The following is a 24,724-nucleotide window of genomic DNA, read 5'->3' on the forward strand; positions in this document are numbered from 1 at the left end:
CGGTCAATTGACCGCCTTACTCAACTCATATCATCGCGTGGATTATGATTTTTTCTTGTCGCGGCTGTGTAGACCACGTTTCTCAAGACCACGGTAGATCAGCTGTTGCTGGAGGATGGTCACCAGGTTGCTGACGATATAGTACAGCACCAGACCTGATGGGAACCACAAGAAGAACACCGTGAAGATGACCGGCATAAAGGTCATGATCTTTTGCTGCATCGGGTCAGTGACTGTGGTTGGCGACATCTTCTGAATGAAGAACATCGTGATACCCATCAGAATTGGCAAGATGTAGTACGGGTCTTGTGCGGCTAAGTCATGGATCCACAGTGCGAACGGCGCTTGACGCAGTTCCACAGAGCCCATCAGCATGTAATACAGTGCCAAGAAGATAGGCATCTGAATTACCAGCGGGAGACAACCACCCAGCGGGTTAACTTTCTCTGATTTGTACAGCGCCATCATTTCTTGGCTCATGCGCTGTTTGTCGTCACCAATACGCTCACGCATTGCGGCCAGTTTCGGCTGCAGCATACGCATTTTCGCCATGGAGGTGTACTGCGCTTTAGTCAGCGGGTACATGATGCCACGAACGATGAAGGTGATAACGATAATCGAGAAGCCCCAGTTACCGATAAAGCTGTGAATGAACTGCAGCAGCTTAAACAGTGGCTGAGAAATGAACCACAACCATCCGTAGTCTACGGTCAAGTCCAAGTGAGGTGCTACGGCAGCCATATCACTCTGGATTTCAGGACCAACCCACAGGGTTGCGTTCAGGTTTTTCTCGGTGCCAGGAGCAACAACGACAGGTTCAGCTTTAAAGCCAATCGTTGAAAGTCCGTTACCCAGATTAGCGGTGTAGAACTGGTTGGTACCGTTTGTTGCTGGGATCCATGCGGTTGCAAAGTATTGCTGCAACATGGCAACCCAACCGCCTTTAGTGGTGATATTCAGCGGGTCTTTATCAAACGCGTATTTCTGATATTTATCATCGCTTGAAGAATACGCCGCACCACGGAAGGTATGCAGAGCAAAGTTGTTGCTGCCGGTATCTTTGTGTTTTGGCAGGTCGATAGACTGCTTCAACTGACCGAACAGAGTCAGATCCAACGGCTGTGCGCTGGCGTTCTTAACGTTGTAGTCCACGCCAATTGCGTAGTCACCGCGTTTAAGAACGAAGGTCTTGGTATAGACCACGCCGTCTTTCGCCGTGTACGTCAAAGGAATACGCAGCTCGTCCTGACCATTGACCAGTTCGAAGCTGGTTTGATCGGCGGCGTACAGAGGACGGTCACCGTTAGCTGGATTGTCTGGACCATTTTTACCTGTCAGACCGCTTTGAGCCTGATAGATGAAGTTTGGTGTAGTTTCTAACAGCTGGAAAGGCTGGTCAGAACCTAAAGTAGCTGGATACGCCAACAGGTTAGCCTGTTCGATATCACCACCACGGGTGTTAATGGTCAAAGACAGTACATCTGTCTTAACCGTAATCATTTTACCCTGGCCACTTTCTGGCACAGCCTGGCTAGATGCATCGGCTGTCGTGGTGTTCGCGGTCTGTCCTGCGGTCTGAGCGGTTGGCTGCGGATTGTTATCCGTTTGCCATGCTTGCCAGATCATGAAAGACACGAACAGCAGAGCGATGAGGAGTAGATTGCGTTGCGAATCCATCTTAATGTTCTCTGTTATCGTCAGTTTTCGGCGGCACGGGATCATCACCACCTGGGTTCAAGGGGTGGCATTTTAATACGCGTTTCAGTGTCAACCAACTGCCTTTTATCATCCCAAACCTGCTCAATGCCTCAATTCCGTACTGTGAGCAGGTTGGTCTGAAACGACAATGCGGTCCGAGCAGCGGACTAATGAAAAGCTGATACCCGCGTATCAGCTTTATTAGGATACGCGAGCTTGCCGACAATGACGACGCCATAACTTTTCCAAAATCTCTGTCAGCGCCCGATTATCGAGCTCCTGAACCCCTTTTTTAGCAATTACCACAAAATCCATGGCAGGCAGCGAATGTTGGCTTAAACGGAAGCTCTCACGCGTTAGGCGTTTGATCCGGTTACGCTCATGCGCACGCTTGACATATTTTTTGGCGACTGTAAGACCGATGCGGGGATGCCCCAGCGTGTTCATACGGCCGAGTATGGTAATTTGAGGAGTGCCGGCTCGTTGCGGTTGCTGGAAGACGAAATTGAAATGATTGGGAGTTAACAAACGTAACTCCCTAGGAAATGCTAGCTTAACCACAGAGGGTTAGCTTTATTACTTAGAAACGGTCAGACGAGTACGGCCTTTCGCACGACGGCGGGCCAGAACCAGACGACCATTTTTGGTTGCCATACGAGCACGGAAACCGTGTGAACGGTTACGTTTCAATACGGACGGTTGGAAAGTGCGTTTCATAGCGATTTCTACCTAAACTTAAATAATTACTGATCAGTAAACGCGTTTGGCTACTCGGCGTGAGAACGACCGACGCCTCAATCGCATATATAAAGAGGCGGGATTGTAATAATTGTACAGTCCTGAGTCAATTCTCATCGCAAGATAGCTCAACCGAATTTCACTAACGTGAGCCTCAATCACCGTCGCATCCCTAAATAGTCCCTAAGAGATACATAGGTTTGAGGCCTGTAAAAGTGACGAAAAAAAATCACTAAACAGAACTCAGGCGCAACGCGTGGGTGGGAAATTATACGGACTCCCTATCAAAGCGCAAGGATCTAACCAAGATCCTTCTTGATAAAGTGTAGATCCGTGATGATTTTCTCACCCGCAAAATCCGAAAATAGTGGATCTGTGGGCTGTTTAACGCTGGACAAATGGCTTAAAAGCTTAAACTCGCTTTCTGAATCTTGCCTGTGGATAAAAACGATCTAATCTGTGCAGAAGGGGAGGATCTTCTGTGCGTTTTAGGCTATGATCCGCCATTCCGATTGCGATCCAGATCTCTGGTGCGTTGGAGATAACGAAATTTAATACATCGCATTTAAAAGCGATTCGTATGTGATGGTTTGCTTGTGGGTAACCTGTTTATGATCTTTTCATTTATTAAGATCCCAGCATCTTTTGCGCGGAACAGTGCCTTGACGAGGTTCAAACGATCACGTGCGTCAAAAAAAGTCAGTCTAAGTATCCTATTCATTTCTTTTTGATCTTGTTCGAGTGGAGTCCGCCGTGTCACTTTCGCTTTGGCAGCAGTGTCTTGCCCGATTGCAGGATGAGTTACCTGCCACAGAATTTAGTATGTGGATCCGTCCTTTACAGGCGGAACTGAGTGACAACACCCTGGCGCTGTATGCTCCTAACCGTTTTGTATTGGATTGGGTTCGTGACAAATATCTCAACAACATCAACGGATTGTTGAATGATTTTTGTGGCAGCGATGCGCCGGTTTTACGTTTTGAAGTTGGCACCAAACCTGCAATCGCAATTCCGGCACAAAGCCCGGTTACTGCCAGCGTTTCTGCGCCTGTCATTCAGACCGCAGCTCGCAATATTGCACCTATGCGTCCGAGCTGGGATAACTCACCGGCGCAGCCTGAACTGTCTTATCGCTCGAATGTAAATCCTAAGCATACGTTCGATAACTTTGTTGAGGGTAAGTCTAACCAACTGGCCCGCGCGGCGGCGCGTCAGGTGGCTGATAACCCTGGCGGAGCCTATAACCCGTTGTTTTTATACGGTGGCACTGGTTTAGGTAAAACCCACCTTTTGCACGCGGTGGGAAATGGCATTATGGCGCGCAAAGCCAATGCCAAAGTGGTTTACATGCACTCTGAGCGTTTCGTTCAGGATATGGTTAAGGCTCTGCAAAATAACGCGATCGAAGAGTTTAAACGCTACTATCGTTCTGTTGATGCTCTGCTTATCGATGATATTCAATTCTTTGCGAACAAAGAGCGCTCGCAGGAAGAGTTTTTCCATACCTTTAACGCACTGCTTGAAGGCAATCAGCAAATTATCCTGACGTCAGATCGCTATCCAAAAGAGATCAACGGCGTGGAAGATCGCCTGAAATCACGATTTGGCTGGGGATTGACCGTGGCTATCGAGCCGCCGGAATTAGAAACGCGCGTCGCTATTCTGATGAAAAAAGCCGATGAAAATGATATTCGCCTGCCGGGTGAAGTCGCCTTTTTCATCGCCAAGCGTCTACGCTCTAATGTACGTGAGCTCGAGGGCGCACTGAATCGCGTGATTGCCAATGCCAACTTTACCGGTCGCGCAATTACCATCGACTTCGTGCGTGAAGCATTGCGTGATCTGCTCGCCTTGCAGGAAAAATTAGTCACTATCGATAATATTCAGAAGACAGTCGCTGAGTATTATAAAATCAAGGTGGCAGATTTACTGTCTAAACGCCGTTCCCGCTCGGTTGCACGCCCACGCCAGATGGCGATGGCGCTGGCAAAAGAGCTGACCAACCATAGCTTGCCGGAAATCGGTGATGCATTTGGTGGTCGTGACCATACTACGGTCTTGCATGCCTGTCGTAAGATTGAACAGCTGCGTGAAGAAAGCCACGACATCAAAGAAGATTTTTCTAATTTAATCAGAACGTTGTCATCCTAATCAAATAACAGTCATCGTAGCGATATGAAATTTATTGTTGAACGTGAACATCTGCTAAAGCCGTTGCAACAGGTAAGCAGCCCGCTGGGTGGCCGACCAACGTTGCCTATTCTTGGTAATCTGCTGCTGCAGGTTGAAGACGGCCATCTATTGCTGACAGGCACCGACCTTGAAATGGAAATGATCGCCCGTGTTCCTCTTGCTCAAGAGCATGAGACGGGTGCGACAACGGTTCCTGCGCGTAAGTTTTTTGATATTTGCCGTGGCCTACCAGACGGTGCGGAAATCACCGTGATACTGGACGGCGATCGCATGTTGGTTCGCTCTGGACGTAGCCGCTTCTCGCTGTCTACGCTGCCGGCCGCTGACTTCCCTAATCTGGATGATTGGCAGAGCGAGGTGGAGTTTACTCTGCCTCAGGCAACGCTGAAAAAGCTGATTGAAGCGACGCAGTTCTCAATGGCACATCAGGACGTACGCTATTACCTGAACGGTATGCTGTTTGAGACCGAAGGTGAAGAGCTGCGCACCGTCGCGACCGATGGGCACCGACTTGCCGTTTGCTCTATGCCTATTGGCCAGAGTTTGCCAAGTCATTCGGTGATCGTGCCGCGTAAAGGCGTGATGGAACTGTCTCGTTTGTTAGATGGCGGTGAAACACCGCTGCGCCTGCAAATTGGCAGCAATAACATTCGTGCTCACGTTGGTGGCTTTATCTTTACCTCCAAGCTGGTTGATGGGCGTTTCCCTGACTATCGCCGCGTATTGCCGAAGAACCCGGACAAAACGCTGAAAGCAGGCTGTGATGAACTCAAACAGGCGTTTGCGCGTGCGGCGATTTTGTCGAATGAAAAATTCCGCGGTGTTCGCCTTTATGTCAGCCATAACCAGCTGAAAATTACTGCGAATAACCCAGAGCAGGAAGAAGCGGAAGAAATTCTGGATGTGAATTACGAAGGAACCGATTTAGAAATTGGTTTCAACGTCAGTTACGTTCTGGATGTCCTCAACGCACTCAAGTGTGAAGACGTGCATATGCTACTGACTGACTCCGTATCTAGCGTTCAGATTGAAGACGCGGCGAGCCAGTCGGCAGCCTACGTAGTCATGCCAATGCGTTTGTAGCCATGTATCGGGCTATCTTACTTGCCACTTTACGCTTGGGCAGTGCTCGCCATCCTCACGTACTACATGTACGCTCCGGTGGCTGTGCGCTGGCCGCACGTAAATTGGCTGCGACGATAACGCCCTGGAATTGAAATTCGTATGGCTTTAACGCGTCTAACGATCCGCGATTTTCGCAATATTGAATCGGCGGATCTCTCTCCTGCTGAGGGATTCAACTTTCTGGTCGGTGCCAACGGTAGCGGAAAGACCAGCGTGCTCGAGGCTATTTATACGCTTGGGCACGGGCGGGCTTTTCGTAGTTTGCAGGCGGGAAGAGTGATCCGCCACGACCAGAATGAGTTTGTTCTACATGGTCGCATTGATACCGGTGCAGAGCGCGAGCTGTCTGTTGGGCTTAGTAAAAGCCGTGCCGGTGATAGCAAAGTGCGCATTGATGGCAGCGATGGCCACAAAGTGGCGGAGCTAGCGCAGATGTTGCCGATGCAGCTTATCACGCCAGAAGGTTTTACCTTATTGAACGGCGGGCCAAAATTTCGGCGCGCTTTTCTCGACTGGGGCTGCTTTCATAGCGATCCCGGTTTCTTTGTTGCCTGGAGCAACCTCAAGCGACTGCTAAAGCAGCGCAATGCGGCGTTAAGACAGGTAACCCGCTATGGACAATTACGTCCATGGGATCAGGAACTGATCCCGCTGGCAGAACGTATCAGCCAATTGCGAGCGCAATACAGCGCAGCGATTGCCGAAGATATCAGCGCAACATGCGCGCAGTTCTTGCCTGAATTTGCACTGACGTTTTCTTTCCAGCGTGGCTGGGATAAAGAGAGCGATTACGGAGAGTTGCTAGAGCGTCAATTTGAACGCGATAGGGCTCTGACCTATACCGCGGTTGGTCCACACAAGGCAGATTTCCGCATCCGGGCAGAAGGTACACCGGTTGAGGATTTGCTGTCGCGTGGGCAACTGAAGTTACTGATGTGCGCGCTGCGTTTGGCACAGGGTGAATATCTTACCCGCCACAGCGGTCGCCGTTGCCTTTACCTTATCGATGATTTTGCTTCTGAGCTGGATACGGGTCGCAGACGTTTATTAGCCGACCGATTGAAAGCCACTGGCGCACAGGTTTTTGTGAGTGCGGTGAGTGCAGAACAGGTCTCCGATATGGTTGATGAAAAGGGCAAGATGTTCCGCGTGGAACAGGGTAAAATAGCGGTTTAATCACAGTTTTTTAATGAGCGAGAAAGGCTGATGTCAAATACTTATGACTCCTCAAGTATCAAGGTATTAAAAGGGCTGGACGCCGTGCGTAAACGCCCGGGCATGTACATCGGTGATACCGATGACGGCACCGGTCTGCACCATATGGTATTCGAGGTGGTGGACAACGCGATTGACGAGGCGCTCGCTGGCTACTGTAAAGACATTATCGTTACCATCCATAGCGACAACTCTGTGTCGGTACAGGATGATGGCCGTGGTATTCCTACTGGCCTGCACGAAGAAGAAGGTGTGTCTGCTGCCGAAGTTATCATGACCGTGCTGCACGCCGGTGGTAAGTTTGATGATAACTCTTATAAAGTTTCCGGTGGTCTGCACGGCGTTGGTGTTTCCGTGGTTAACGCCCTGTCTGAAAAATTGGAATTGATTATCCGCCGTGAAGGTAAAGTTCACGAGCAGACTTACGCCCACGGCGTTCCTCAATTCCCACTGAAAGTGGTTGGCGATACTGAAATAACGGGCACAACCGTACGTTTCTGGCCAAGCCTGCAGACATTCTCTAACCATACCGAATTCCAGTACGATATTCTGGCTAAGCGTCTGCGTGAGCTCTCCTTCTTGAACTCCGGTGTGTCTATTCGCCTGCGCGACAAACGCGACAACCGTGAAGATCATTTCCACTATGAAGGCGGTATCAAGGCGTTCGTAGAGTATCTGAACAAAAATAAAACCCCGATCCATCCAAACGTGTTCTATTTCTCAACCGTGAAGGATGATATCGGCGTTGAAGTTGCGCTTCAGTGGAACGATGGTTTCCAAGAAAACATCTACTGCTTTACCAACAACATTCCACAGCGTGATGGTGGTACCCATCTGGCCGGTTTCCGTGCTGCGATGACCCGTACCCTGAACAGCTATATGGAAAAAGAAGGCTACAGCAAGAAAGCCAAAGTGAGCGCCACCGGTGACGATGCGCGTGAAGGCTTGATTGCGGTGGTTTCTGTTAAGGTTCCAGATCCTAAGTTCTCATCTCAGACCAAAGACAAACTGGTTTCTTCTGAGGTTAAAACTGCCGTTGAAACGCAGATGAACGAACTGCTGGCTGAGTACCTGCAAGAAAACCCAGGCGATGCCAAAATCGTTGTGGGTAAAATTATTGATGCTGCGCGCGCGCGTGAAGCGGCTCGTAAAGCCCGTGAAATGACGCGTCGTAAAGGTGCGTTGGATTTAGCGGGTCTGCCGGGCAAACTGGCTGACTGTCAGGAACGCGATCCTGCCCACTCTGAACTGTACTTAGTGGAAGGGGACTCTGCGGGCGGCTCTGCAAAACAGGGGCGTAACCGTAAGAATCAGGCAATTCTGCCGCTGAAAGGTAAAATCCTGAACGTTGAGAAAGCGCGTTTCGATAAAATGCTTTCTTCTCAGGAAGTTGCCACGCTGATTACCGCACTAGGCTGTGGTATCGGTCGCGACGAATATAACCCTGACAAGCTGCGTTATCACAGCATCATCATCATGACCGATGCCGACGTCGATGGCTCGCACATTCGTACGCTGCTATTGACCTTCTTCTATCGTCAGATGCCAGAAATTATCGAACGTGGTCATGTATTTATTGCTCAGCCGCCGCTGTATAAAGTGAAGAAAGGCAAGCAAGAACAGTACATTAAAGATGATGACGCGATGGATCAGTATCAGCTCTCTATCGCCTTAGATGGCGCAGAGTTGCACATCAATGCCGATGCGCCAGCGATGTCTAACGAGCATTTAGAGAAGTTGGTGACCGAGCACTATCAGGTTCAAAAACTGATTGGTCGTATGGAGCGTCGTTATCCTAAGGCGTTGCTGAACCAGCTGATTTATCATCCAACTCTGGTAGAGGCCGATCTTGGCGATCAGGCTAAAGTGCAGCAGTGGATTGAATCACTGGTAAATACGCTGAATGAAAAAGAAGTTCACGGCAGCACTTACTCTGCGATTGTGACTGAGAACCGCGAGCGTCAGATGTTTGAGCCGTTGCTGCGTATTCGTACTCACGGGGTTGATACTGATTATCCTCTGGACTTCGAATTCATTCACGGTGCGGAATATCGCCGCATTTGCAACTTGGGTGGTACGCTGCGTGGCTTAATCGAAGAAGATGCGTTTGTTATGCGTGGCGAACGTCGCCAGCCGATTACCAGCTTCGAACAGGCATTGGAATGGTTGGTGAAAGAGTCCCGTCGTGGCCTCGCTATCCAGCGTTACAAAGGTCTGGGTGAAATGAACCCTGAGCAGCTGTGGGAAACCACCATGGATCCACAGAGCCGTCGTATGCTGCGTGTTACCGTAAAAGATGCGGTAGCTGCTGACCAGTTATTCACTACGTTGATGGGCGATGCGGTTGAACCTCGCCGTGCATTTATCGAAGAGAATGCGCTGCGCGCTGCAAACCTCGACTTCTAATTTCTGAAGAACGACAAAAGGGACGATTTATCGTCCCTTTTTTTATGCTTTTGTTCCTCGTTTTTGCCTCGCATAAGCAATGACAACCTGACCTAGATTGATTACCGTTACTCTATTATTCTGACCCGAAGGGAAAATGTGATGTCGATTAAATTGATTGCCATAGATTTGGATGGAACCCTGCTTAATAACGAACGGATGGTTGCTCCTGCGGTGAAACAGGCTATTTTGGCGGCCAAAGCGCAAGGCGTGCATGTGGTGTTAGCAACGGGACGTCCATTTATCGGCGCACAGCAATATCTGCGTGAATTGGAGTTGGATACCGCCGGATGCTACTGCCTTTGCAACAATGGTGGTCTGATTGTTCATGCCGAAAACGGGGAACCTTTATTTGAAACCCTGCTTGATAATGCCGACTATTTATACCTCGAATCGCTATCGCGTCAGGTCGGTTCGCATTTTCACGCGCTCGATCATCACAAGCTCTATACGGCTAACCGTGACGTCAGCAAATATACCGTCCATGAATCGTTTATTACCGGCATTCCTCTGCATTTCTGCCCTGCGGATGAAATGGATAAAAGCATTCGCTTCCCAAAAGTGATGATGATCGACCATCCTGAAGTGCTTGATGCTGCGATTGCTCGCATTCCTGCGCAAGCGTATGAACGCTATACCATGATGAAAAGCAGCCCTTATTTCCTCGAAGTATTGAACAAAGATGCAGATAAAGGGAAAGGCATTGCGCGCTTGGCGCAATATCTGAATATCCCACGAGAAAACGTGATGTGTATTGGCGATCACGGCAATGACTTAGCGATGGTCGAATATGCGGGCGTTGGTGTTGCCATGGGTAACGCTGAGCCAGCAATTAAAGAAGCGGCCCAGTTTGTTACCACGAGTAATCAGGAAGATGGCGTGGCTGTAGCGATCAATAAGTTTGTATTGGGGAAATAAAATACTTATTTAGCCTTCCATAATAATTAAGCCACAGAATGTTGGTTTTGACCTTATCGGCACGTTACCGGACAGCCGAATGAATCATGAAGGTTAGGATTCGCCGACAGGGATGTCGGCGAAAGAACGGAGGAGCCAGGATGGCGATTGCCGTTCGTTCCGTTAAAACCGTAATGATGAAATGAGGGAACCCGCGAAGCGGGCTGGAAGGTGGTGCCAAGCCGAGGTGTTGGAGGGCGGCGATTGGCCCTCCAACTCGGACGCCTGCACAGAGGTCATGTAATACTTGGTGTTATAGGCGTTCGAAACCTTTCACGGAAGCGGTGTAAGCTTATTTTATGCTAACGCCTTCAAATACTTATCCAACACGATGTTTTTTCCGCATAAAACAACCGCGACTTTTTTACCCCGATAATCAGCTGCTAATTTCAGCATTGCCGCTAAGGCAACGCCTGCGGCCCCTTCAATCATCCAGCGATCGGTCACAGCAATAAGTTTCATGGCCTGTTTGAGCTCATCTTCGCTGACCAATACTTTTCGGTTAATCAGCTTTTGGCATAGCTCAAAGGTCACTGCACCCGGCTCAACGCCTCCCGCGGTTCCATCGGATAGCGTACTTTTTTCTTCTACTTCATAGATATGACCGGCTTCCAGATTGCTATACATGCTGGTGGCGTTCTCTGGCCAACACCCGATGATTTCCGTTTGCGGTGAGAGTGTTTTGAGCGCGGTGGCAATTCCTGAAATTAAGCCACCGCCCCCCACGGCAATGAAAACGGCATCTAAATCAGCCTGCTGTTCCGCTATTTCTGCACCACAGGTGCCTTGGCCTGCAATCACCTGCAAATCGTTATAGGGAGAGATATAGGTAAGGTGCTGCTCAGCGGCAGCTGCGCTGGCTGCGAGTTCGGAATTAAGCGCATCACCGGCCACTAAGCGCACATCGCCTCCGAATGCGCGGATGGTATCCAGTTTGATGGCTGCCGCGGATTCAGGTGCGTAGATCGTAGCTTTAATTCCTGCAATTTTTCCTGCTAGAGCAACACCTTGTCCGTGATTTCCGGTGGATGCGGTGATCACGCCCTGCTCTCTCTGCTTATCGCTGAGTAAACGTAGCTTATTGCTGGCACCGCGAAACTTGAAAGAGCCGGTGTGCTGTAAGTGTTCGCACTTTAAATACACCTCACAACCCGTGTGTGAAGAAAGCAAAACGCTGTGATCGAGCGGTGTGACTCGTACCTGCGGGCGCAGTGCCTGATGAGCTTGCATGATGTCTTCAAAGAGAGTCGTCATCGGGTTTCCTTGTGCATTTTCAATGTTGGGTAAGAGAAAAGAAGAGCATGGCTTCAAATTGACCTATTTGGCGCGACAAATAAACCCCGGATTAGCAACGGCGTAAAATGAACTCCGGTTGTCTATTTTGTGATCCAAATTGTAGTACCAGATTGTAATTTAATACTACAGTATGGTTGTGGTTATGCGGTGGTGTTTTTGTTTTGTACTGCATTAGTGCAGTTATTTTATTCACTTGACGGTAAAGTAGGAGGAACGTTACGAGCCTCCAAGTGGAAAAATTATGAACAAGACTGAATTGAGTAAAACCGATCGCATTATTGCTGAGATTGGTCAGCAGATTATCAGTGGGAAGTATGTGCCAGGCTCATCTCTGCCGTCAGAAGCTGAGATGTGTGAGGAATTTCAGACCTCGCGCAACATTATTCGCGAAGTACTTCGAGCGCTTACGGCGAAACGGTTGGTTGAGGTAAAGCGCTATCGCGGTGCTTTTGTGGCTGCGCGTAATCAATGGAACTACTTGGATACTGACGTTCTGCAGTGGGTACTTGCCAATGATTATGACCCTCGTTTGATTAGTGCATTGAGTGAGGTGCGTAACTTGGTCGAACCCTCGATTGCTCGCTGGGCTGCTGAGAGAGCGACCTCCAGCGAACTGGCAGAAATAGAGGCCGCGCTGAATGATATGAACCGGCATCATCAAGATTTTAATGCGTTTAATGAGGCTGATATTCGCTTCCACGAAGCCGTGTTGTCCTCCGTGCACAATCCTGTTTTACAGCAGTTAAATGTGGCAATCAGCTCATTACAAAGAGCGGTTTTTGAGCGTACGTATATGCCTGATGAGGGCAATATGCCGAGAACATTGCGCGAGCATCAGGCTCTTTACGATGCGATTCGCCATCAGAATGCCGATGCAGCAGAGCAGGCGGCGCTTGCAATGATTGCGAGCTCGACGAGGAGATTAAAGGATGAAATATGAATGAAAGTTTTATAGCGATTGATTGGGGGTCGACCAATCTCCGTGCATGGCTTTATAAGCAAGGTTTATGCATGGACTCTCTTAATTCAGAATCTGGCGTGACCCGTTTGCAAGGGCAAACTCCGCAGCAGGTTTTTACTCACTTTATGCAACCATGGTTTCAGGATTATGGCCAGTTACCCACGCTAATGGCTGGAATGGTGGGAAGCAATGCAGGATGGCAAGCGGTTCCTTACCTACATTGCCCTGTTTCTCTGGGTGAAATCGCTCATCATCTTACCTCCGTTCATTCACCGAATATGGCCGATATCCGCATTATTCCTGGGCTATGCATCGATCGTTCTGACAATTCCAATGTGATGCGGGGAGAAGAAACACAGCTTATCGGTGCACACCAAATACACGCATCCTCTCGCTATATTATGCCCGGTACCCATAGCAAATGGGTACATCTGTCGGGTGAATGCGTTGATGACTTCCGTACGGTGATTACCGGCGAACTGCATTATTTGCTGCTACAGCACGGCCTTATCGGCGTGGGTATTGGTGAACAATTTTCCTCTCCAGAGGCGTTCCGCCAAGGAATGGAAATAGGATTCAATGATGCCAATATTTTGCGCTGTTTATTTGAAACACGCGCTGCGCATCTATTAGGAAGAAGAGACAAAAGCACGGTAAGCGATTGGTTATCCGGCGTATTAATTGGCAATGAAGTCGCCCAGATGCAGCAGGATTATGCCTTGAGCTCCCACGATGATATTACGCTGATCGGTAGCCAAAAATTGACCGAACGCTATGCGCAGGCGTTGAAATTCGCCGGTATAAATTACCAAGCGATTGAAGGGGATGTGGCGTTTCAGGCTGGGATAAGGAGTGTTGCAAATGTCTTGGGTTACTAAACTGCCGTTGATTGCCATCTTGCGCGGGATTAAGCCGCAAGAGGTTGAAGCACATATCACCGTGTTAATAGACGCCGGATTTGATGCCATAGAGATCCCGCTAAATTCACCGGAGTGGGAAAAAAGCATCGCACTGGCGGTAACGCTGTTTGGCCATCAAGCGCTGATTGGTGCGGGTACCGTATTAAAACCAGAACACGTTGAGCGCTTACATGCGCTGAACAGCAAGCTGGTTGTGACTCCAAACACTGAACCTGATGTTATCCGCCGTGCGGTTGATTGTCAGATGTTGGTATGTTGTGGATGTGCCACGGCGACAGAAGCGTTTCATGCAATAGACGCAGGTGCTCAGGCGTTAAAGATTTTTCCTTCGGCAGCATTTGGCCCTGATTACGTGAAAGCACTCAAAGCGGTTCTTCCCGCTGAAATTCCCGTATTTGCTGTTGGTGGCGTTACGCCAGAAAACTTACATGAATATCTGAACGCGGGCTGCATTGGTGCGGGATTAGGTGGTGATTTGTATCGTGCAGGGCAGAGCGTAGAGCGAACCGCTCAGCAAGCGAAGGCTTTCGTGAAAGCATATAAGGATGCAGTGCAATGAAAATTACTAAATTAACCACCTACCGTTTGCCGCCTAGATGGATGTTTTTAAAAATAGAAACCGATGAAGGTATCGTTGGTTGGGGCGAGCCCGTCATTGAAGGCAAAGCTAAAAGCGTTGAAGCCGCAGTGCACGAGCTAGGTGAATTTATTATTGGGCAAGATCCTGCGCGAATTAATGATATTTGGCAGATGCTTTACCGTAGTAGTTTTTATCGCGGCGGCCCGATCTTAATGAGCGCTATATCAGGTATTGATCAGGCGTTGTGGGACATAAAAGGCAAAGCATTAGGTGCACCGGTGTACCAACTGCTCGGCGGATTAGTTCGTGACAAAATTAAAGCCTATAGCTGGGTTGGTGGCGATCGGCCATCTGATGTCATTGATGGTATTAAAAAACTTACGGCGGCTGGCTTTGATACCTTTAAGCTCAACGGCTGTGAGGAAATGGGCATTATTGATAACGCCCGTAAAGTGGATGCAGCGGTTGAAGTGGTAGCAGAAATCCGAGCTGAATTTGGCAATCGCATTGAGTTTGGTTTGGATTTTCATGGCCGCGTCGATGCGCCGATGGCAAAAATCCTTATCAAAGAGTTAGAGCCTTATCGCCCTTTATTTATCGAAGAGCCGGTGTTGGCAGAACAAGCTGAATATTATTCCCGTCTAGCTGCTCAAACGCATATCCCAATTGCTGCGGGTGAGCGTATGTATTCACGTTTTGATTTTAAACGTGTATTGGCTGATGGTGGTTTGGCGATTGTACAACCCGACCTTTCTCACGCAGGTGGTATTACCGAATGCTTTAAAATTGCCGCCATGGCTGAGTCCTATGATGTTGCATTAGCGCCGCACTGCCCTCTAGGCCCGATTGCGTTGGCTTCCTGCTTACACTTGGATTTTGTGGCCCGTAATGCCGTGTTACAAGAACAAAGCATGGGAATTCACTACAACCAAGGTGCTGAACTGCTTGATTACGTGGTGAATAAAGAAGACTTCAATATGGTTGATGGCCATTTTTATCCATTAAATAAGCCAGGCCTTGGCGTTGAAATTAATGAAGAAATGGTGATAGAACGTAGTAAAAATGCACCTGATTGGCATAATCCGGTTTGGCGGTATCCCGATGGTGCCATCGCCGAATGGTGATCAGCCTTCGTAATTGAACTTGTATCTGTGTTGGCTGCGTTCGCTTACCCGAATCACTTACTTGAGTAAGCTCATCGGGATGCTCTCACTTGCCGCCTTGATACAAATCCAATTTCATTGGCTGCTCGTTGGCGTTAAATATATAAACAAATAATAAATATTAAACGGCGTATCTTTCTCGCAGGGGATCGTGACGCCTAGAGTCGGCGTTAAATAATTACGCTATTCAAATATAGATACTCCGATATTATAAGTGAGAAGAATATGAGTGATATAACACTGTCTTCTGTTCCTACAAAAAGGCGTTATTTAACGCTATTAATGATTTTTATTACCGTTGTGATTTGTTATGTCGATCGCGCTAATTTGGCCGTTGCTTCTGCGCATATTCAAGCGGAGTTTGGGATTAGCAAATCAGAGATGGGATATATTTTCTCGGCGTTTGCCTGGACATACACTTTATGCCAAATACCGGGCGGGCGCTTTCTCGATCGTATGGGAGCTAAGACAACCTATTTTATCGCGATTATGGGATGGTCTATTGGAACCTTATTCCAAGGTTTTGCCAACGGGTTGGTATCGCTGATAACTCTGCGAGCGGTAACTGGCATGTTTGAAGCTCCTGCTTTTCCAACCAATAACCGCATTGTCACTAGCTGGTTCCCCGAGCAAGAACGAGCTTCTGCGGTAGGATTTTATACGTCTGGCCAATTTGTCGGTTTAGCGTTTTTAACCCCTTTGCTGATTTGGTTACAAGAGGAGACCAGCTGGCACTGGGTGTTCATCGTGACGGGTGCAGTTGGTATTCTTTGGGCTGTGATATGGCGCTTTGTCTATCAGGCCCCACGCAAAAGTAAGTTCGCCAATCAGCTGAGATTGACCATATTGCTAACGGCGGTGGCATGGTTGACGGCGACGTAGCGACTGGAAAAAAAGAGGCTGCACCTTTAACAACGGCAGACTGGAAGTTGGTGTTCCATCGTAAACTTGTGGGGGTTTATATTGGGCAGTTCGCCATTGCTTCAACGCTGTGGTTTTTCCTGACTTGGTTCCCTAATTATCTCACTCAAGAAAAACATATTACCGCGCTGACCGCTGGTTTTATGACAACGGTACCGTTTATGGCTGCTTTTTTGGGGGTGATCCTTTCAGGTATTGTGGCCGATAAGCTACTGAAAAGCGGAAAGTCGATTGGTTTTGCACGAAAAACTCCAATTATCTGTGGCCTGTTGTTATCCACCTGTATTATCGGTGCAAATTATACCAATGATCCTATGTGGATTATGATCCTGATGGCATTAGCATTCTTTGGCAACGGATTCGCATCTATTACATGGTCGCTGATTTCTTCCTTGGCGCCGATGCGTTTGATTGGGCTCACCGGCGGCGTGTTTAATTTTATTGGTGGCTTAGGCGGCATTACCGTTCCATTGGTTGTTGGGTTTCTCGCTCAATATTATGGTTTTGCTCCTTCGTTAACCTATATTGCCTCCGTGGCATTGATTGGAGCTCTCTCATACATATTTTTAGTGGGTGATGTGAAGCGTATAGATTGATATTTAAACTGTATTGCTAATAAGATTTTTCTAAATTTGAATATTTCATTAAGTTTTCTAGCCGACGTGTCGCCTCTAACCTAGATTGGACACTCGGCTGGAACTCGCAATGGAAAAAAATGCAAATTTTGTTATAAAGAAAGTGATGGAAAATAGCCTTAATCTGACGGTTGATATTTTCCTACAGCCAGTTTTTGATCTCTCTAGCTTTAAATGCGTGGGGGCAGAGGTTTTAGTTAGAGGTTTTTATCGTCGCAATATTGTCGCGCCGAATTTATTTATTCATCAGCTAGAAGAGAACGGTGGAATAATAAATTTAGGTGGCTATGTTATTGCTCAGACGTTTAAATATATGTCTGAAGTACTGATCCCTAATAATTTTCTTTATATCCTGAGCGTCAATATTTCGCTTGTGCAACTTAATGAGCAGGGATTTGCTCAAAATGTTATTCAATTGGCTGAAAAGTATAAAATTCCTGCTGATAGGGTGATGCTTGAACTCACTGAAACGCAGGGATACCCCGATATCCATGGGCAACATAATGCTGCTCAGCTGCAAGAGTATGGCTTTCTGCTAGCTTGGGATGATGTGACCAGCGCTGAAGAAGCCGAGCAAAAAATGCAGTTAGTGAAAACAGATTTCATAAAGTTAGATCGTTCTTGTTTTAAGAAAGGTGCGATGGATGAAACGCTTAAATTGATTGATAAGGCACAGTCGCTTGATACCGATGTGGTTGCCGAGGGTATTGAAACCTTTGCGCAAACATCGCTAATGTTAAAACATGGCGTTAGATTGGCTCAGGGATTTTTGTTCTCACGCCCGTTGAACAAAGATGATTTCAACGAGGAATACATCCGCAAGCTTCAGTGATCGAAAACCTCGCTTAGTTTATGCTAATGAGATATGCGTTACCTTGCTTAAGGAATCAATCATGTCTCGCTATGCTGAAAAGCAACTCACATTCGATCCGCGTGGGCACCAGCTCACCAATATTAATGTTTGGACCCCAGACAGTGAGTGGCTGGCATACGATGTACGGCCCAGCGGAGCTTCCTTTACCGGGCTGTGCATTGAGCGTGTGAATGTTCATGATGGACGAGTGGAAGTTGTGTACCGCGCACAGCATGGCGCACATGTTGGCGTGGTGACGGTAAGCCCTCAGCAACCTACACGCTACGTTTTTATTCATGGCCCAGAGCATCCTGATGCCCACTGGCACTATGATTTCCACCATCGGCGCGGCGTGATTGTCAGTGAGCCAGATAGAGAATTAGCTGAAACGCTTGATGCGATGGATATTACCGAGCCTTACACTGCGGGAGCCCTACGCGGTGGAACGCATGTCCATGTTTTTAGCCCAGATGCCACTCGGCTGAGTTTTACCTACAACGATCACGTCATGCATGAAAAAGATATGGCACTCGATCAGCGTAACGTGGGCATCGCCATACCTCTGCATGCGGTCAATGTGCCGAAGCAACATCCACGTGAATATGACGGCAGCCACTTTTGCGTTCTGGTGAGCCAGACTACGCTTAATCCTCAGGCAGGAAGCGATCAGATTTCACGTGCCTATGAAGAGGGATGGATTGGGAATGAAGGATATCTAAAGCCGGATGGAACTCGCCAGCGATGGGCTTTAGCTTTTATCGGCGATACCGTTGGTGATAATGGCGCTAAAGTCCCTGAGATCTTTATCGTCGATCTACCAGAGCAAAATGCAGCCTATTCGCAGGCGGGGGAATACCCGTTGCAAGGCACCGCTGATAGGCTGCCAGCGCCGCCAGCCAATGTATATCAGCGTCGAATTACGTTCACTCATCAGCGCGTTTTCCCTGGACTTGTAACTGTGCCGCGCCATTGGCTGCGTTCTTCACCAAACGGGTCTGAAATTGCGTTCCTCATGCAAGATGATACGGGCGTGGTACAGCTTTGGACTATTTCGCCTAATGGTGGAGAACCACGGCAGATAACCCACGGCAAACATTCAGTGCAGTCGGCATTGAGTTGGCATCCTGATGGGGAGTCGTTATTTTTCGTGATGGATAATAGTGTCGTACGATGCAGCGTACATTCAGGTGCAATCACTCGCCTAACAACGCGCTCTGAGCAACCTCCGTGCGCAGAAGCCGTTGTGGTTTCCCCGGATGGAAACCACGTTGCATTTATGCGAGAAATTGCAGGCTGGCCACAGCTTTTTGTGGTGAACTTAAACGGCTAACGATGCCCAAGTTTGCTGTTTGGGGATGATTTCGATTCTATTCGTACTGCGGAGCTGAATTGTTAGGCGCAGCAGTATTCGGGGCAATATTGCTGACTCCGCTGATTTGCTCGTCGCGCAAAACGCGCGCACGCGGAGAATCGTCTTCTGGATTTGAATCTGAACGATAGTAATCGTAAGGCAGCAGTAGCGTATCAACTACGGCAGAAAACGGCAGATCCAAAGCAAGAAGCGGTGTCATCGCCCAACCGGTATCGTCATCCTTGATCATTTTGACATCATTTTTGGCACCAGAATAATAACCTTGGCTCGGTCCAACACGGGTCATGACGCTGGAACAGCCTCCTGCGAGCAGCGTTGAGCCAGCAAGCAGAGTTATCGTCAAGCATCTAATCCGTTGTCTCATAAATCCATCCCAATAATGGCTGCACTATGCTTAAGCCAGAGTTGTTGAGTTATAGCATCTGTGCCGAGAAACTGACAAAACCATCCATTGGCTCTGTGGCATTTATCTCACTTCACAAAAAATAGCGTGCACGATCGTATCTTGCCTGTTTATGACAGCGATTTGAACAATTCGTGCGCTCTTATAAAAATTAAATTTTTACGCTTGAAAAATTTTGGACCGACTCCATCTTATTAGCAAGCCAATGAGAAATATGCCGTCAGGGTGTTTCGGGCTTAACGATTATATAGTCTGTCCATGATGGAAGATTATTTTTTCCTCGCTGATTTTATTAGGAGGCATATTTTTATGCGCAATTACGATTTATCTCCACTTTATCGCTCCGCTATTGGATTCGACCGCTTATTTAACCTGATTGAGTCAGGTCAAAATCAGTCTAATGGAGGTTACCCTCCTTACAATGTGGAGCTGGTTGATGACAACCACTATCGCATATCTATTGCGGTTGCTGGTTTCGCTGAGCATGAGTTGGATATCACTGCGCAAGCTAATACTCTGATTGTTAAAGGTTCTCACGAACAAACAGACAAAGAACGAACCTATTTATATCAAGGGATCGCTGAGCGTAACTTTGAGCGCAAATTCCAGCTGGCCGAACATATTCAAATTAAAGGTGCCAACTTGGAAAATGGACTGCTATATATCGATTTAGAGCGCATTGTTCCTGAAACATTGCAGCCACGTAAGATTGAAATTAAGTAATTAACTTTAGCTAATAGCTGTTAAAGATCTAACTAAATAGCCTGCCTACGGGGGGCTAATGGTCGGCTGTTATATTTTGATAAAACAGCCGAAAATAATATCTCGCTTCTCAGAAGGAGTTTATATCTATGCGTAATCACGATCTTTCTCCATTACTTCGTCAGTGGATTGGCTTCGATAAACTGGCTAATGCGATGCAAAGTGGACTAGAACCTCAAGGGTTTCCGCCATACAACATCGAGAAAAGTGACGACAACCACTATCGCATCTCTCTGGCATTGGCCGGTTTTAAGCAGAGCGAACTGGATATTGAAGTTGAAGGCCCGCGCTTAACCGTGCGTGGTAATCCAACCCAGCCGGAAAAACCGGTGGAGTATTTACATCAGGGGCTGGTTTATAAGGCGTTCGACTTAACCTTTACCTTGGCTGAACATCTCACCGTAGATGGTGCTAAGTTTGAAAATGGGCTGTTGAATATCGATCTGGTGCGTAATGTGCCGGAAGCGCTGCAGCCTCAGCGTATTGCTATCGGTGGACAAACAACGACTCCTGCACTGGAGCAGACCCAAACTCCAGCAAGCGACGCTGAAACCAATAAGCATCTCTGATCTACCCTCTCTATCATTTTTGGCGCAGGAAACTGCGCCTTTTTTTATTCTGCATCTCAGGTTTTATTCAGAATTATATAAAAAACCGGTGATTTTGCTCGGGTTGTTCGTGCAGGGTGTAGCAGGTATGGTGTCGGTTGTCTTTCCCTAATAATTACCTGTGATTGCTACCATGACTTTTTCTGTTTTTGGCGACAAATTTACCCGCTACGCGGGGATCACCCGTCTGATGGACGATCTGAATGATGGCCTGCGTACGCCGGGCGCCATAATGCTTGGCGGCGGTAATCCGGCTAAAATCCCTCAGATGACGGATTATTTCACTCAACTTTGTGCGGATATGTTGAATGAAGGCAAACTCACTGAGGCGCTGTGTAACTATGATGGTCCACAGGGTAAAGATGCGCTGTTGCAGGCGTTGGCCAAAATGCTACGCGATGAGTTTGGATGGCAAATAGAAGCACAAAATATTGCACTAACAAACGGCAGTCAGAGCGCATTTTTCTACTTATTCAATTTGTATGCTGGGCGTTTTTCCGATGGCTCTCGTCGTCGTGTTTTGTTCCCACTTGCGCCTGAATATATTGGTTATGCTGATGCAGGGTTAGACGAAGATCTGTTTGTTTCAGCTAAACCCACTATCGAGCTATTGCCTGAAGGCCAGTTCAAATATCACGTTGATTTCGACCATCTCAATATTGGCGATGATGTTGGGCTGATTTGCGTTTCTCGTCCGACTAACCCGACGGGGAATGTTTTAACCGATGAAGAGCTTATTCGCCTTGATGCTTTGGCTCAGCAGCGCAACATTCCTCTGTTGATCGATAACGCCTACGGTTTACCGTTCCCTGGAATTATTTTCTCTGATGTGAAGCCGCTGTGGAACCCTAATATTATTCTGTGCATGAGCCTGTCGAAGTTGGGGTTACCGGGTTCTCGCTGCGGTATCGTGATCGCTGATGAAAAGGTGATCAGCGCAATCAGCAATATGAACGGAATAATTAGCCTTTCACCGGGCAGTCTTGGCCCCGCGATGGCGCTTGAAATGATTGAACGTGGCGATTTACTGCGTCTATCTAACGAGGTAATCAAGCCCTTTTATCGCCAGCGTGTAGAGCAGACTATCGAAGTGATTCGCCGCTATTTACCGGAAGAGCGCTGTTTGATTCATAAACCCGAGGGCGCGATTTTCCTGTGGCTATGGTTTATCGATCTACCGATCAGCACGGAGATTTTGTACCAGCGGCTCAAACAGCGCGGGGTATTGATGGTGCCTGGACACTATTTCTTCCCTGGGCTGGAACACGAATGGCCGCATACGCATCAATGCATGCGCATGAACTATGTCCCTGAACCAGAGCAAATCGAGAAAGGTGTACAGATTCTTGCTGAAGAGATAGAACGCGCGCACCAAGAAGATGCCGGTAAGAAGAAACGCTACGACGGCAAACGATAGGTAACCGCGTGATAAAACAAACCCGCTGTTGCGGGGTTTGTTTTAGCTAAGGGTCAAAAAGATTAGAACTCTTTTTTCGCGTAGCCAGTAACCACTTTCAGGCCCATCTCACGGCCTAACGCCGTCATTGGATGAACCACTTCGATACCACGTACGGCCTTTTTCAAAGAGCCCATATCAGCCTGTTCTTTTTTGGTAATTTCACGGCTGAATGGCATCTTTAAAAGCTGCTGTGCTTTAGCGCTGAAATGGCTCGCTTGAACGGCACGTAGGCGCTCGATCTCTGCGTTCAATTTTTCCTGCTCGGCGCGGTTCTCATCCAGCGCGTGCGTAGCTACAGAATCAATCTCTTGTAACAGCAGGCCAGCTTCTTTACGACGCAGGGCGTCCAGCTTGTCGCTCAGGCGTTTAATTTCTGCTTTTTCTTTCATGACATATCTTCCGGTCATCAATACTTTTAGGGATTAGGAGATAGTTTAACAGCTGTCGGCGTCAATGTGGGGATTGCCTGAAAAGAAGACGCCCCAGTCTTGAAAACTGGGGGGATTAGAAGGCTTTCTTATGGCACAAACGAGTCACTAAATCGGTGATGCTGAGCACCAGCGTTGAACGAACCATTTGTTGATAACGCTGCTCCTGCATATTTACCAACTGATCATCAACAACGTCTTCGGGCAGATGAAGCGTGGGCTGCGGAGGGAGTGCGGTCATGCTATGTAGCATGTTAATTGGCCCGAGTATTTCATCATCGGTGAAGCTGTAGATTTTGTTCTCATGCTTTAATTCGTTGTTGAGGGCGAGTAAAAGCTCAACGTCTTCATATTCGTCACGACTAATCACGCCTAGCGCGTAGATAAGCTTTAGCCGCACGGGTAAATCAGCAAGTGGGCCGGTTCCTTCCAGTAGGGGCTCCACTGCATATTTCACCGCATAATCGTCTTTACGAAAGGCTTGAAGAACCAAAAGATCTACCGCTTCGGCGAGCAGCCCAACGGTGGCCTGAATAAAACCTGCTACCGTTTGCCGAGCGTTCAGGCGCTCCAGAATACGGTTTTCAAAAGCTTGGCTTTTATAAAGGTCAGATTCTTCCATTGTTGCCATAGTCGTTGTTTCACTTACCGAATATCGCTGCTTTTCTGGGGCGGCGGCACTCGGAAGTTCCCTTTCTCTTTCAGGTTGTGCACGGTTATGCACGCGATTTAATTTCATTTTACCCTTCTCATTTGGAGCTGCCGCTTCGCCGCAACTCCAATCATATGGGTTACATCATGCTTTGCGCTGCATGGCGTTATACACATTAGCGATCTGTGCGACAAGTTCTGGCTGATCTTCCAGTTCACAAACTTGCATCACGGCGTTACTCACGCCTTTTTCGTTCAGGAGCGTTGCCATTTCTAACGCCTGAGGGTCTTGATCACTGCGGTAGCTTAAGGCAGCAGCAATACCCATGATTAAATTATGGTTGCTAAGGCCGTATTCAAGCGTTCCTCGTAACGGTTTGATAAGGCGGTCGCCAGCGCTAAGCTTACGCAGCGGTTGGCGACCAACACGTTCGACATCATCATGCAGGTAAGGGTTTTCAAATCGCCCAAGAATTTTTTCGATATAGGCCGCATGTTGCTGGGGATCAAAACTGTAGCGCTTGATGAGCACTGCCCCACTTTCTTCCATCGCGCCTTTTACCACGGTACGAATAGCGGGATCGAGAATAGCTTCACGAATAGTTTGATAGCCTGCAAGCTGACCAAGATAAGCAGTGATCGCATGCCCTGTGTTGAGTGTGAAGAGTTTACGCTCAACGTAGGCCATTAAGTTAGCGGTAGACTCCATCCCGGTAATTTGCGGCAGCTGGCCTTTGAACTGTGTGCTATCAACAATCCACTCGCTAAAGGTTTCAACCGTGACCTCCAACGGATCGTCGTTCGCTGCGGCGCTCGGTGGCACGATACGGTCTACCGCAGAATCGACAAAGCCGATGTGTTCTTCCACCCAAGGGTGAAGCTCTACTGGCATCGCCTCGAGGACATGCTGCTTAAGTTGGCTAGTACCACGAACCATATTTTCGCACGCGATGATATTCATTGGCTGCTGGTTACCATTGCTATGACGAACCATTAACCCCTGCGCGAGCGTATGGGCAATCTTGCTAAGAACCTGCGGGCCTACGGCGGTGGTGATGATATCTGCTTGTGCAATTTGTTGAATGGCGTCTGCGCTGTTGCTATGAATGGCGCTTACGCGGTTAACCTGTTCGATGCGTGCGTTTTCACCCACGACGTTAACCTGATAGCTTTGCTGGTGAGCAAGCTGATCGACCAACGGCTGGTTTACGTCAGCAAAAGTGAGTTCTGCCTGCGCATCTGCCAATAATTTACCAATAAAGCCACGACCGATATTTCCTGCACCAAAATGAATTGCTTTCATATTATTGACCTCAAACCTATCCGTAAAAAGGGGGGCGG

The 24,724-nt window shown here is 48.1% G+C and carries 23 protein-coding genes and 1 pseudogene; 15 read left to right on the forward strand and 9 right to left on the reverse strand.

The genetic code is table 11. The features are described from left to right. Positions 1 to 42: 42 nt before the first annotated feature. Genes yidC through rpmH form a run of 4 tightly spaced genes read right to left on the reverse strand, consistent with a single transcriptional unit; the run spans position 43 to position 2,415 of the window. Complete coding sequence (gene yidC / locus BN1044_RS07370) at positions 43 to 1,677, reverse strand: membrane protein insertase YidC (protein WP_072308147.1); 1,635 nt, start codon at positions 1,675 to 1,677, stop codon at positions 43 to 45. Between the two features lies 1 nt (position 1,678). After that, positions 1,679 to 1,936 (reverse strand): membrane protein insertion efficiency factor YidD, encoded by a 258-nt coding sequence (gene yidD / locus BN1044_RS07375; protein WP_008815724.1) that lies wholly within the window; start codon positions 1,934 to 1,936, stop codon positions 1,679 to 1,681. Beyond that, the gene (rnpA, locus tag BN1044_RS07380; protein ID WP_004093963.1) at positions 1,900 to 2,259 is read right to left on the reverse strand and encodes a ribonuclease P protein component; all 360 of its coding nucleotides are present in this window, start codon (positions 2,257 to 2,259) and stop codon (positions 1,900 to 1,902) included. Before rnpA ends, yidD begins: the two co-directional genes overlap by 37 nt. Before the next feature lie 15 nt (positions 2,260 to 2,274). Further along, a complete protein-coding gene (rpmH, locus tag BN1044_RS07385) occupies positions 2,275 to 2,415 on the reverse strand; it encodes a 50S ribosomal protein L34 (protein ID WP_025797346.1) in 141 nt (46 codons plus the stop codon). Positions 2,416 to 3,189: 774 nt separating this feature from the next. Here rpmH and dnaA point away from each other — a divergent pair. From dnaA to yidA, 5 genes are all read left to right on the forward strand, one after another. Then, positions 3,190 to 4,587: a chromosomal replication initiator protein DnaA gene (gene dnaA / locus BN1044_RS07390; RefSeq protein ID WP_139130914.1), complete on the forward strand. Its 1,398-nt coding sequence runs from the start codon at positions 3,190 to 3,192 to the stop codon at positions 4,585 to 4,587. Positions 4,588 to 4,611: 24 nt separating this feature from the next. Next, positions 4,612 to 5,712 carry a DNA polymerase III subunit beta gene (gene dnaN, locus BN1044_RS07395; protein WP_072308149.1) on the forward strand — a complete coding sequence of 367 codons (1,101 nt, stop codon included), beginning with the start codon at positions 4,612 to 4,614 and terminating at the stop codon, positions 5,710 to 5,712. Positions 5,713 to 5,853: 141 nt separating this feature from the next. Further along, entirely contained in the window at positions 5,854 to 6,930 is a 1,077-nt protein-coding gene (recF, locus tag BN1044_RS07400) for a DNA replication/repair protein RecF (protein ID WP_025797341.1), read from the forward strand. 30 nt (positions 6,931 to 6,960) lie between these two features. Then, positions 6,961 to 9,375, forward strand: a complete 2,415-nt coding sequence (gyrB, locus tag BN1044_RS07405; RefSeq protein WP_072308150.1) for a DNA topoisomerase (ATP-hydrolyzing) subunit B — start codon at positions 6,961 to 6,963, stop codon at positions 9,373 to 9,375. Between the two features lie 141 nt (positions 9,376 to 9,516). Continuing rightward, entirely contained in the window at positions 9,517 to 10,332 is an 816-nt protein-coding gene (gene yidA, locus BN1044_RS07410) for a sugar-phosphatase (protein ID WP_072308151.1), read from the forward strand. Positions 10,333 to 10,668: 336 nt separating this feature from the next. Here the strand turns inward: yidA and BN1044_RS07420 are convergent, their stop codons facing one another. Beyond that, positions 10,669 to 11,625 carry a threonine/serine dehydratase gene (locus BN1044_RS07420; RefSeq protein WP_072308152.1) on the reverse strand — a complete coding sequence of 319 codons (957 nt, stop codon included), beginning with the start codon at positions 11,623 to 11,625 and terminating at the stop codon, positions 10,669 to 10,671. Positions 11,626 to 11,908: 283 nt separating this feature from the next. Here BN1044_RS07420 and BN1044_RS07425 point away from each other — a divergent pair, with 283 nt between their 5' ends. The 7 genes and pseudogenes from BN1044_RS07425 (at position 11,909) to BN1044_RS07455 (ending at position 19,030) form a co-directional block, all read left to right on the forward strand. Continuing rightward, positions 11,909 to 12,607 (forward strand): FadR/GntR family transcriptional regulator, encoded by a 699-nt coding sequence (locus BN1044_RS07425; protein WP_072308153.1) that lies wholly within the window; start codon positions 11,909 to 11,911, stop codon positions 12,605 to 12,607. Beyond that, positions 12,604 to 13,506: a 2-dehydro-3-deoxygalactonokinase gene (locus BN1044_RS07430; RefSeq protein ID WP_072308154.1), complete on the forward strand. Its 903-nt coding sequence runs from the start codon at positions 12,604 to 12,606 to the stop codon at positions 13,504 to 13,506. Before BN1044_RS07425 ends, BN1044_RS07430 begins: the two co-directional genes overlap by 4 nt. Continuing rightward, positions 13,490 to 14,107 (forward strand): 2-dehydro-3-deoxy-6-phosphogalactonate aldolase, encoded by a 618-nt coding sequence (locus tag BN1044_RS07435; RefSeq protein ID WP_072308155.1) that lies wholly within the window; start codon positions 13,490 to 13,492, stop codon positions 14,105 to 14,107. The genes BN1044_RS07430 and BN1044_RS07435 overlap by 17 nt, the downstream gene beginning before the upstream one ends. Beyond that, positions 14,104 to 15,252 (forward strand): galactonate dehydratase, encoded by a 1,149-nt coding sequence (gene dgoD, locus BN1044_RS07440; RefSeq protein WP_072308156.1) that lies wholly within the window; start codon positions 14,104 to 14,106, stop codon positions 15,250 to 15,252. The genes BN1044_RS07435 and dgoD overlap by 4 nt, the downstream gene beginning before the upstream one ends. Before the next feature lie 264 nt (positions 15,253 to 15,516). Next, positions 15,517 to 16,808 (forward strand): annotated as a pseudogene (locus tag BN1044_RS07445) (MFS transporter). A gap of 109 nt (positions 16,809 to 16,917) precedes the next feature. Continuing rightward, positions 16,918 to 17,679: an EAL domain-containing protein gene (locus tag BN1044_RS07450; RefSeq protein WP_072308157.1), complete on the forward strand. Its 762-nt coding sequence runs from the start codon at positions 16,918 to 16,920 to the stop codon at positions 17,677 to 17,679. A 61-nt stretch (positions 17,680 to 17,740) separates the two neighbouring features. Further along, positions 17,741 to 19,030, forward strand: coding sequence for a YidR family protein (locus BN1044_RS07455; protein WP_072308158.1), 1,290 nt, complete (start codon positions 17,741 to 17,743; stop codon positions 19,028 to 19,030). Positions 19,031 to 19,067: 37 nt separating this feature from the next. Here the strand turns inward: BN1044_RS07455 and BN1044_RS07460 are convergent, their stop codons facing one another. After that, positions 19,068 to 19,436: a YceK/YidQ family lipoprotein gene (locus tag BN1044_RS07460; RefSeq protein ID WP_072308159.1), complete on the reverse strand. Its 369-nt coding sequence runs from the start codon at positions 19,434 to 19,436 to the stop codon at positions 19,068 to 19,070. 348 nt (positions 19,437 to 19,784) lie between these two features. Between BN1044_RS07460 and ibpA the strand changes: the two genes are divergently transcribed. From ibpA to BN1044_RS07475, 3 genes are all read left to right on the forward strand, one after another. Further along, positions 19,785 to 20,198 carry a small heat shock chaperone IbpA gene (gene ibpA / locus BN1044_RS07465; RefSeq protein WP_072308160.1) on the forward strand — a complete coding sequence of 138 codons (414 nt, stop codon included), beginning with the start codon at positions 19,785 to 19,787 and terminating at the stop codon, positions 20,196 to 20,198. A gap of 128 nt (positions 20,199 to 20,326) precedes the next feature. Then, the gene (gene ibpB / locus BN1044_RS07470; protein ID WP_072308161.1) at positions 20,327 to 20,806 is read left to right on the forward strand and encodes a small heat shock chaperone IbpB; all 480 of its coding nucleotides are present in this window, start codon (positions 20,327 to 20,329) and stop codon (positions 20,804 to 20,806) included. Positions 20,807 to 20,978: 172 nt separating this feature from the next. Beyond that, on the forward strand, positions 20,979 to 22,262 hold the full coding sequence (locus tag BN1044_RS07475) for a valine--pyruvate transaminase (RefSeq protein ID WP_072308162.1): 1,284 nt from the start codon (positions 20,979 to 20,981) through the stop codon (positions 22,260 to 22,262). A gap of 62 nt (positions 22,263 to 22,324) precedes the next feature. Here BN1044_RS07475 and BN1044_RS07480 read toward each other — a convergent pair whose 3' ends face one another. From BN1044_RS07480 to BN1044_RS07490, 3 genes are all read right to left on the reverse strand, one after another. Next, the gene (locus BN1044_RS07480) at positions 22,325 to 22,693 is read right to left on the reverse strand and encodes a YibL family ribosome-associated protein (RefSeq protein WP_072308163.1); all 369 of its coding nucleotides are present in this window, start codon (positions 22,691 to 22,693) and stop codon (positions 22,325 to 22,327) included. Between the two features lie 115 nt (positions 22,694 to 22,808). Then, positions 22,809 to 23,363: an MltR family transcriptional regulator gene (locus BN1044_RS07485; RefSeq protein WP_247650299.1), complete on the reverse strand. Its 555-nt coding sequence runs from the start codon at positions 23,361 to 23,363 to the stop codon at positions 22,809 to 22,811. A 165-nt stretch (positions 23,364 to 23,528) separates the two neighbouring features. Then, positions 23,529 to 24,686, reverse strand: a complete 1,158-nt coding sequence (locus BN1044_RS07490) for a mannitol-1-phosphate 5-dehydrogenase (protein ID WP_072308165.1) — start codon at positions 24,684 to 24,686, stop codon at positions 23,529 to 23,531. Between the last annotated feature and the right edge of the window lie 38 nt (positions 24,687 to 24,724).

It is taken from the genome of Hafnia alvei, assembly GCF_900095695.1.
Lineage (GTDB): Bacteria > Pseudomonadota > Gammaproteobacteria > Enterobacterales > Enterobacteriaceae > Hafnia > Hafnia alvei_B.

Bases quoted from the DNA above. Each gene is read 5' to 3' on its own strand.
- BN1044_RS07420 (WP_072308152.1), bottom strand. From the start codon at position 11,625: ATGACGACTCTCTTTGAAGACATCATGCAAGCTCATCAGGCACTGCGC.
- BN1044_RS07485 (WP_247650299.1), bottom strand. From the start codon at position 23,363: ATGGCAACAATGGAAGAATCTGACCTTTATAAAAGCCAAGCTTTTGAA.
- BN1044_RS07460 (WP_072308159.1), bottom strand. From the start codon at position 19,436: ATGAGACAACGGATTAGATGCTTGACGATAACTCTGCTTGCTGGCTCA.
- rpmH (WP_025797346.1), bottom strand. From the start codon at position 2,415: ATGAAACGCACTTTCCAACCGTCCGTATTGAAACGTAACCGTTCACAC.
- yidD (WP_008815724.1), bottom strand. From the start codon at position 1,936: ATGGCGTCGTCATTGTCGGCAAGCTCGCGTATCCTAATAAAGCTGATA.
- yidC (WP_072308147.1), bottom strand. From the start codon at position 1,677: ATGGATTCGCAACGCAATCTACTCCTCATCGCTCTGCTGTTCGTGTCT.
- gyrB (WP_072308150.1), top strand. From the start codon at position 6,961: ATGTCAAATACTTATGACTCCTCAAGTATCAAGGTATTAAAAGGGCTG.
- BN1044_RS07435 (WP_072308155.1), top strand. From the start codon at position 13,490: ATGTCTTGGGTTACTAAACTGCCGTTGATTGCCATCTTGCGCGGGATT.
- recF (WP_025797341.1), top strand. From the start codon at position 5,854: ATGGCTTTAACGCGTCTAACGATCCGCGATTTTCGCAATATTGAATCG.
- yidA (WP_072308151.1), top strand. From the start codon at position 9,517: ATGTCGATTAAATTGATTGCCATAGATTTGGATGGAACCCTGCTTAAT.
- BN1044_RS07480 (WP_072308163.1), bottom strand. From the start codon at position 22,693: ATGAAAGAAAAAGCAGAAATTAAACGCCTGAGCGACAAGCTGGACGCC.
- ibpB (WP_072308161.1), top strand. From the start codon at position 20,327: ATGCGTAATCACGATCTTTCTCCATTACTTCGTCAGTGGATTGGCTTC.
- BN1044_RS07455 (WP_072308158.1), top strand. From the start codon at position 17,741: ATGTCTCGCTATGCTGAAAAGCAACTCACATTCGATCCGCGTGGGCAC.
- BN1044_RS07425 (WP_072308153.1), top strand. From the start codon at position 11,909: ATGAACAAGACTGAATTGAGTAAAACCGATCGCATTATTGCTGAGATT.
- BN1044_RS07430 (WP_072308154.1), top strand. From the start codon at position 12,604: ATGAATGAAAGTTTTATAGCGATTGATTGGGGGTCGACCAATCTCCGT.
- ibpA (WP_072308160.1), top strand. From the start codon at position 19,785: ATGCGCAATTACGATTTATCTCCACTTTATCGCTCCGCTATTGGATTC.
- dgoD (WP_072308156.1), top strand. From the start codon at position 14,104: ATGAAAATTACTAAATTAACCACCTACCGTTTGCCGCCTAGATGGATG.
- BN1044_RS07450 (WP_072308157.1), top strand. From the start codon at position 16,918: ATGGAAAAAAATGCAAATTTTGTTATAAAGAAAGTGATGGAAAATAGC.
- BN1044_RS07475 (WP_072308162.1), top strand. From the start codon at position 20,979: ATGACTTTTTCTGTTTTTGGCGACAAATTTACCCGCTACGCGGGGATC.
- dnaN (WP_072308149.1), top strand. From the start codon at position 4,612: ATGAAATTTATTGTTGAACGTGAACATCTGCTAAAGCCGTTGCAACAG.
- BN1044_RS07490 (WP_072308165.1), bottom strand. From the start codon at position 24,686: ATGAAAGCAATTCATTTTGGTGCAGGAAATATCGGTCGTGGCTTTATT.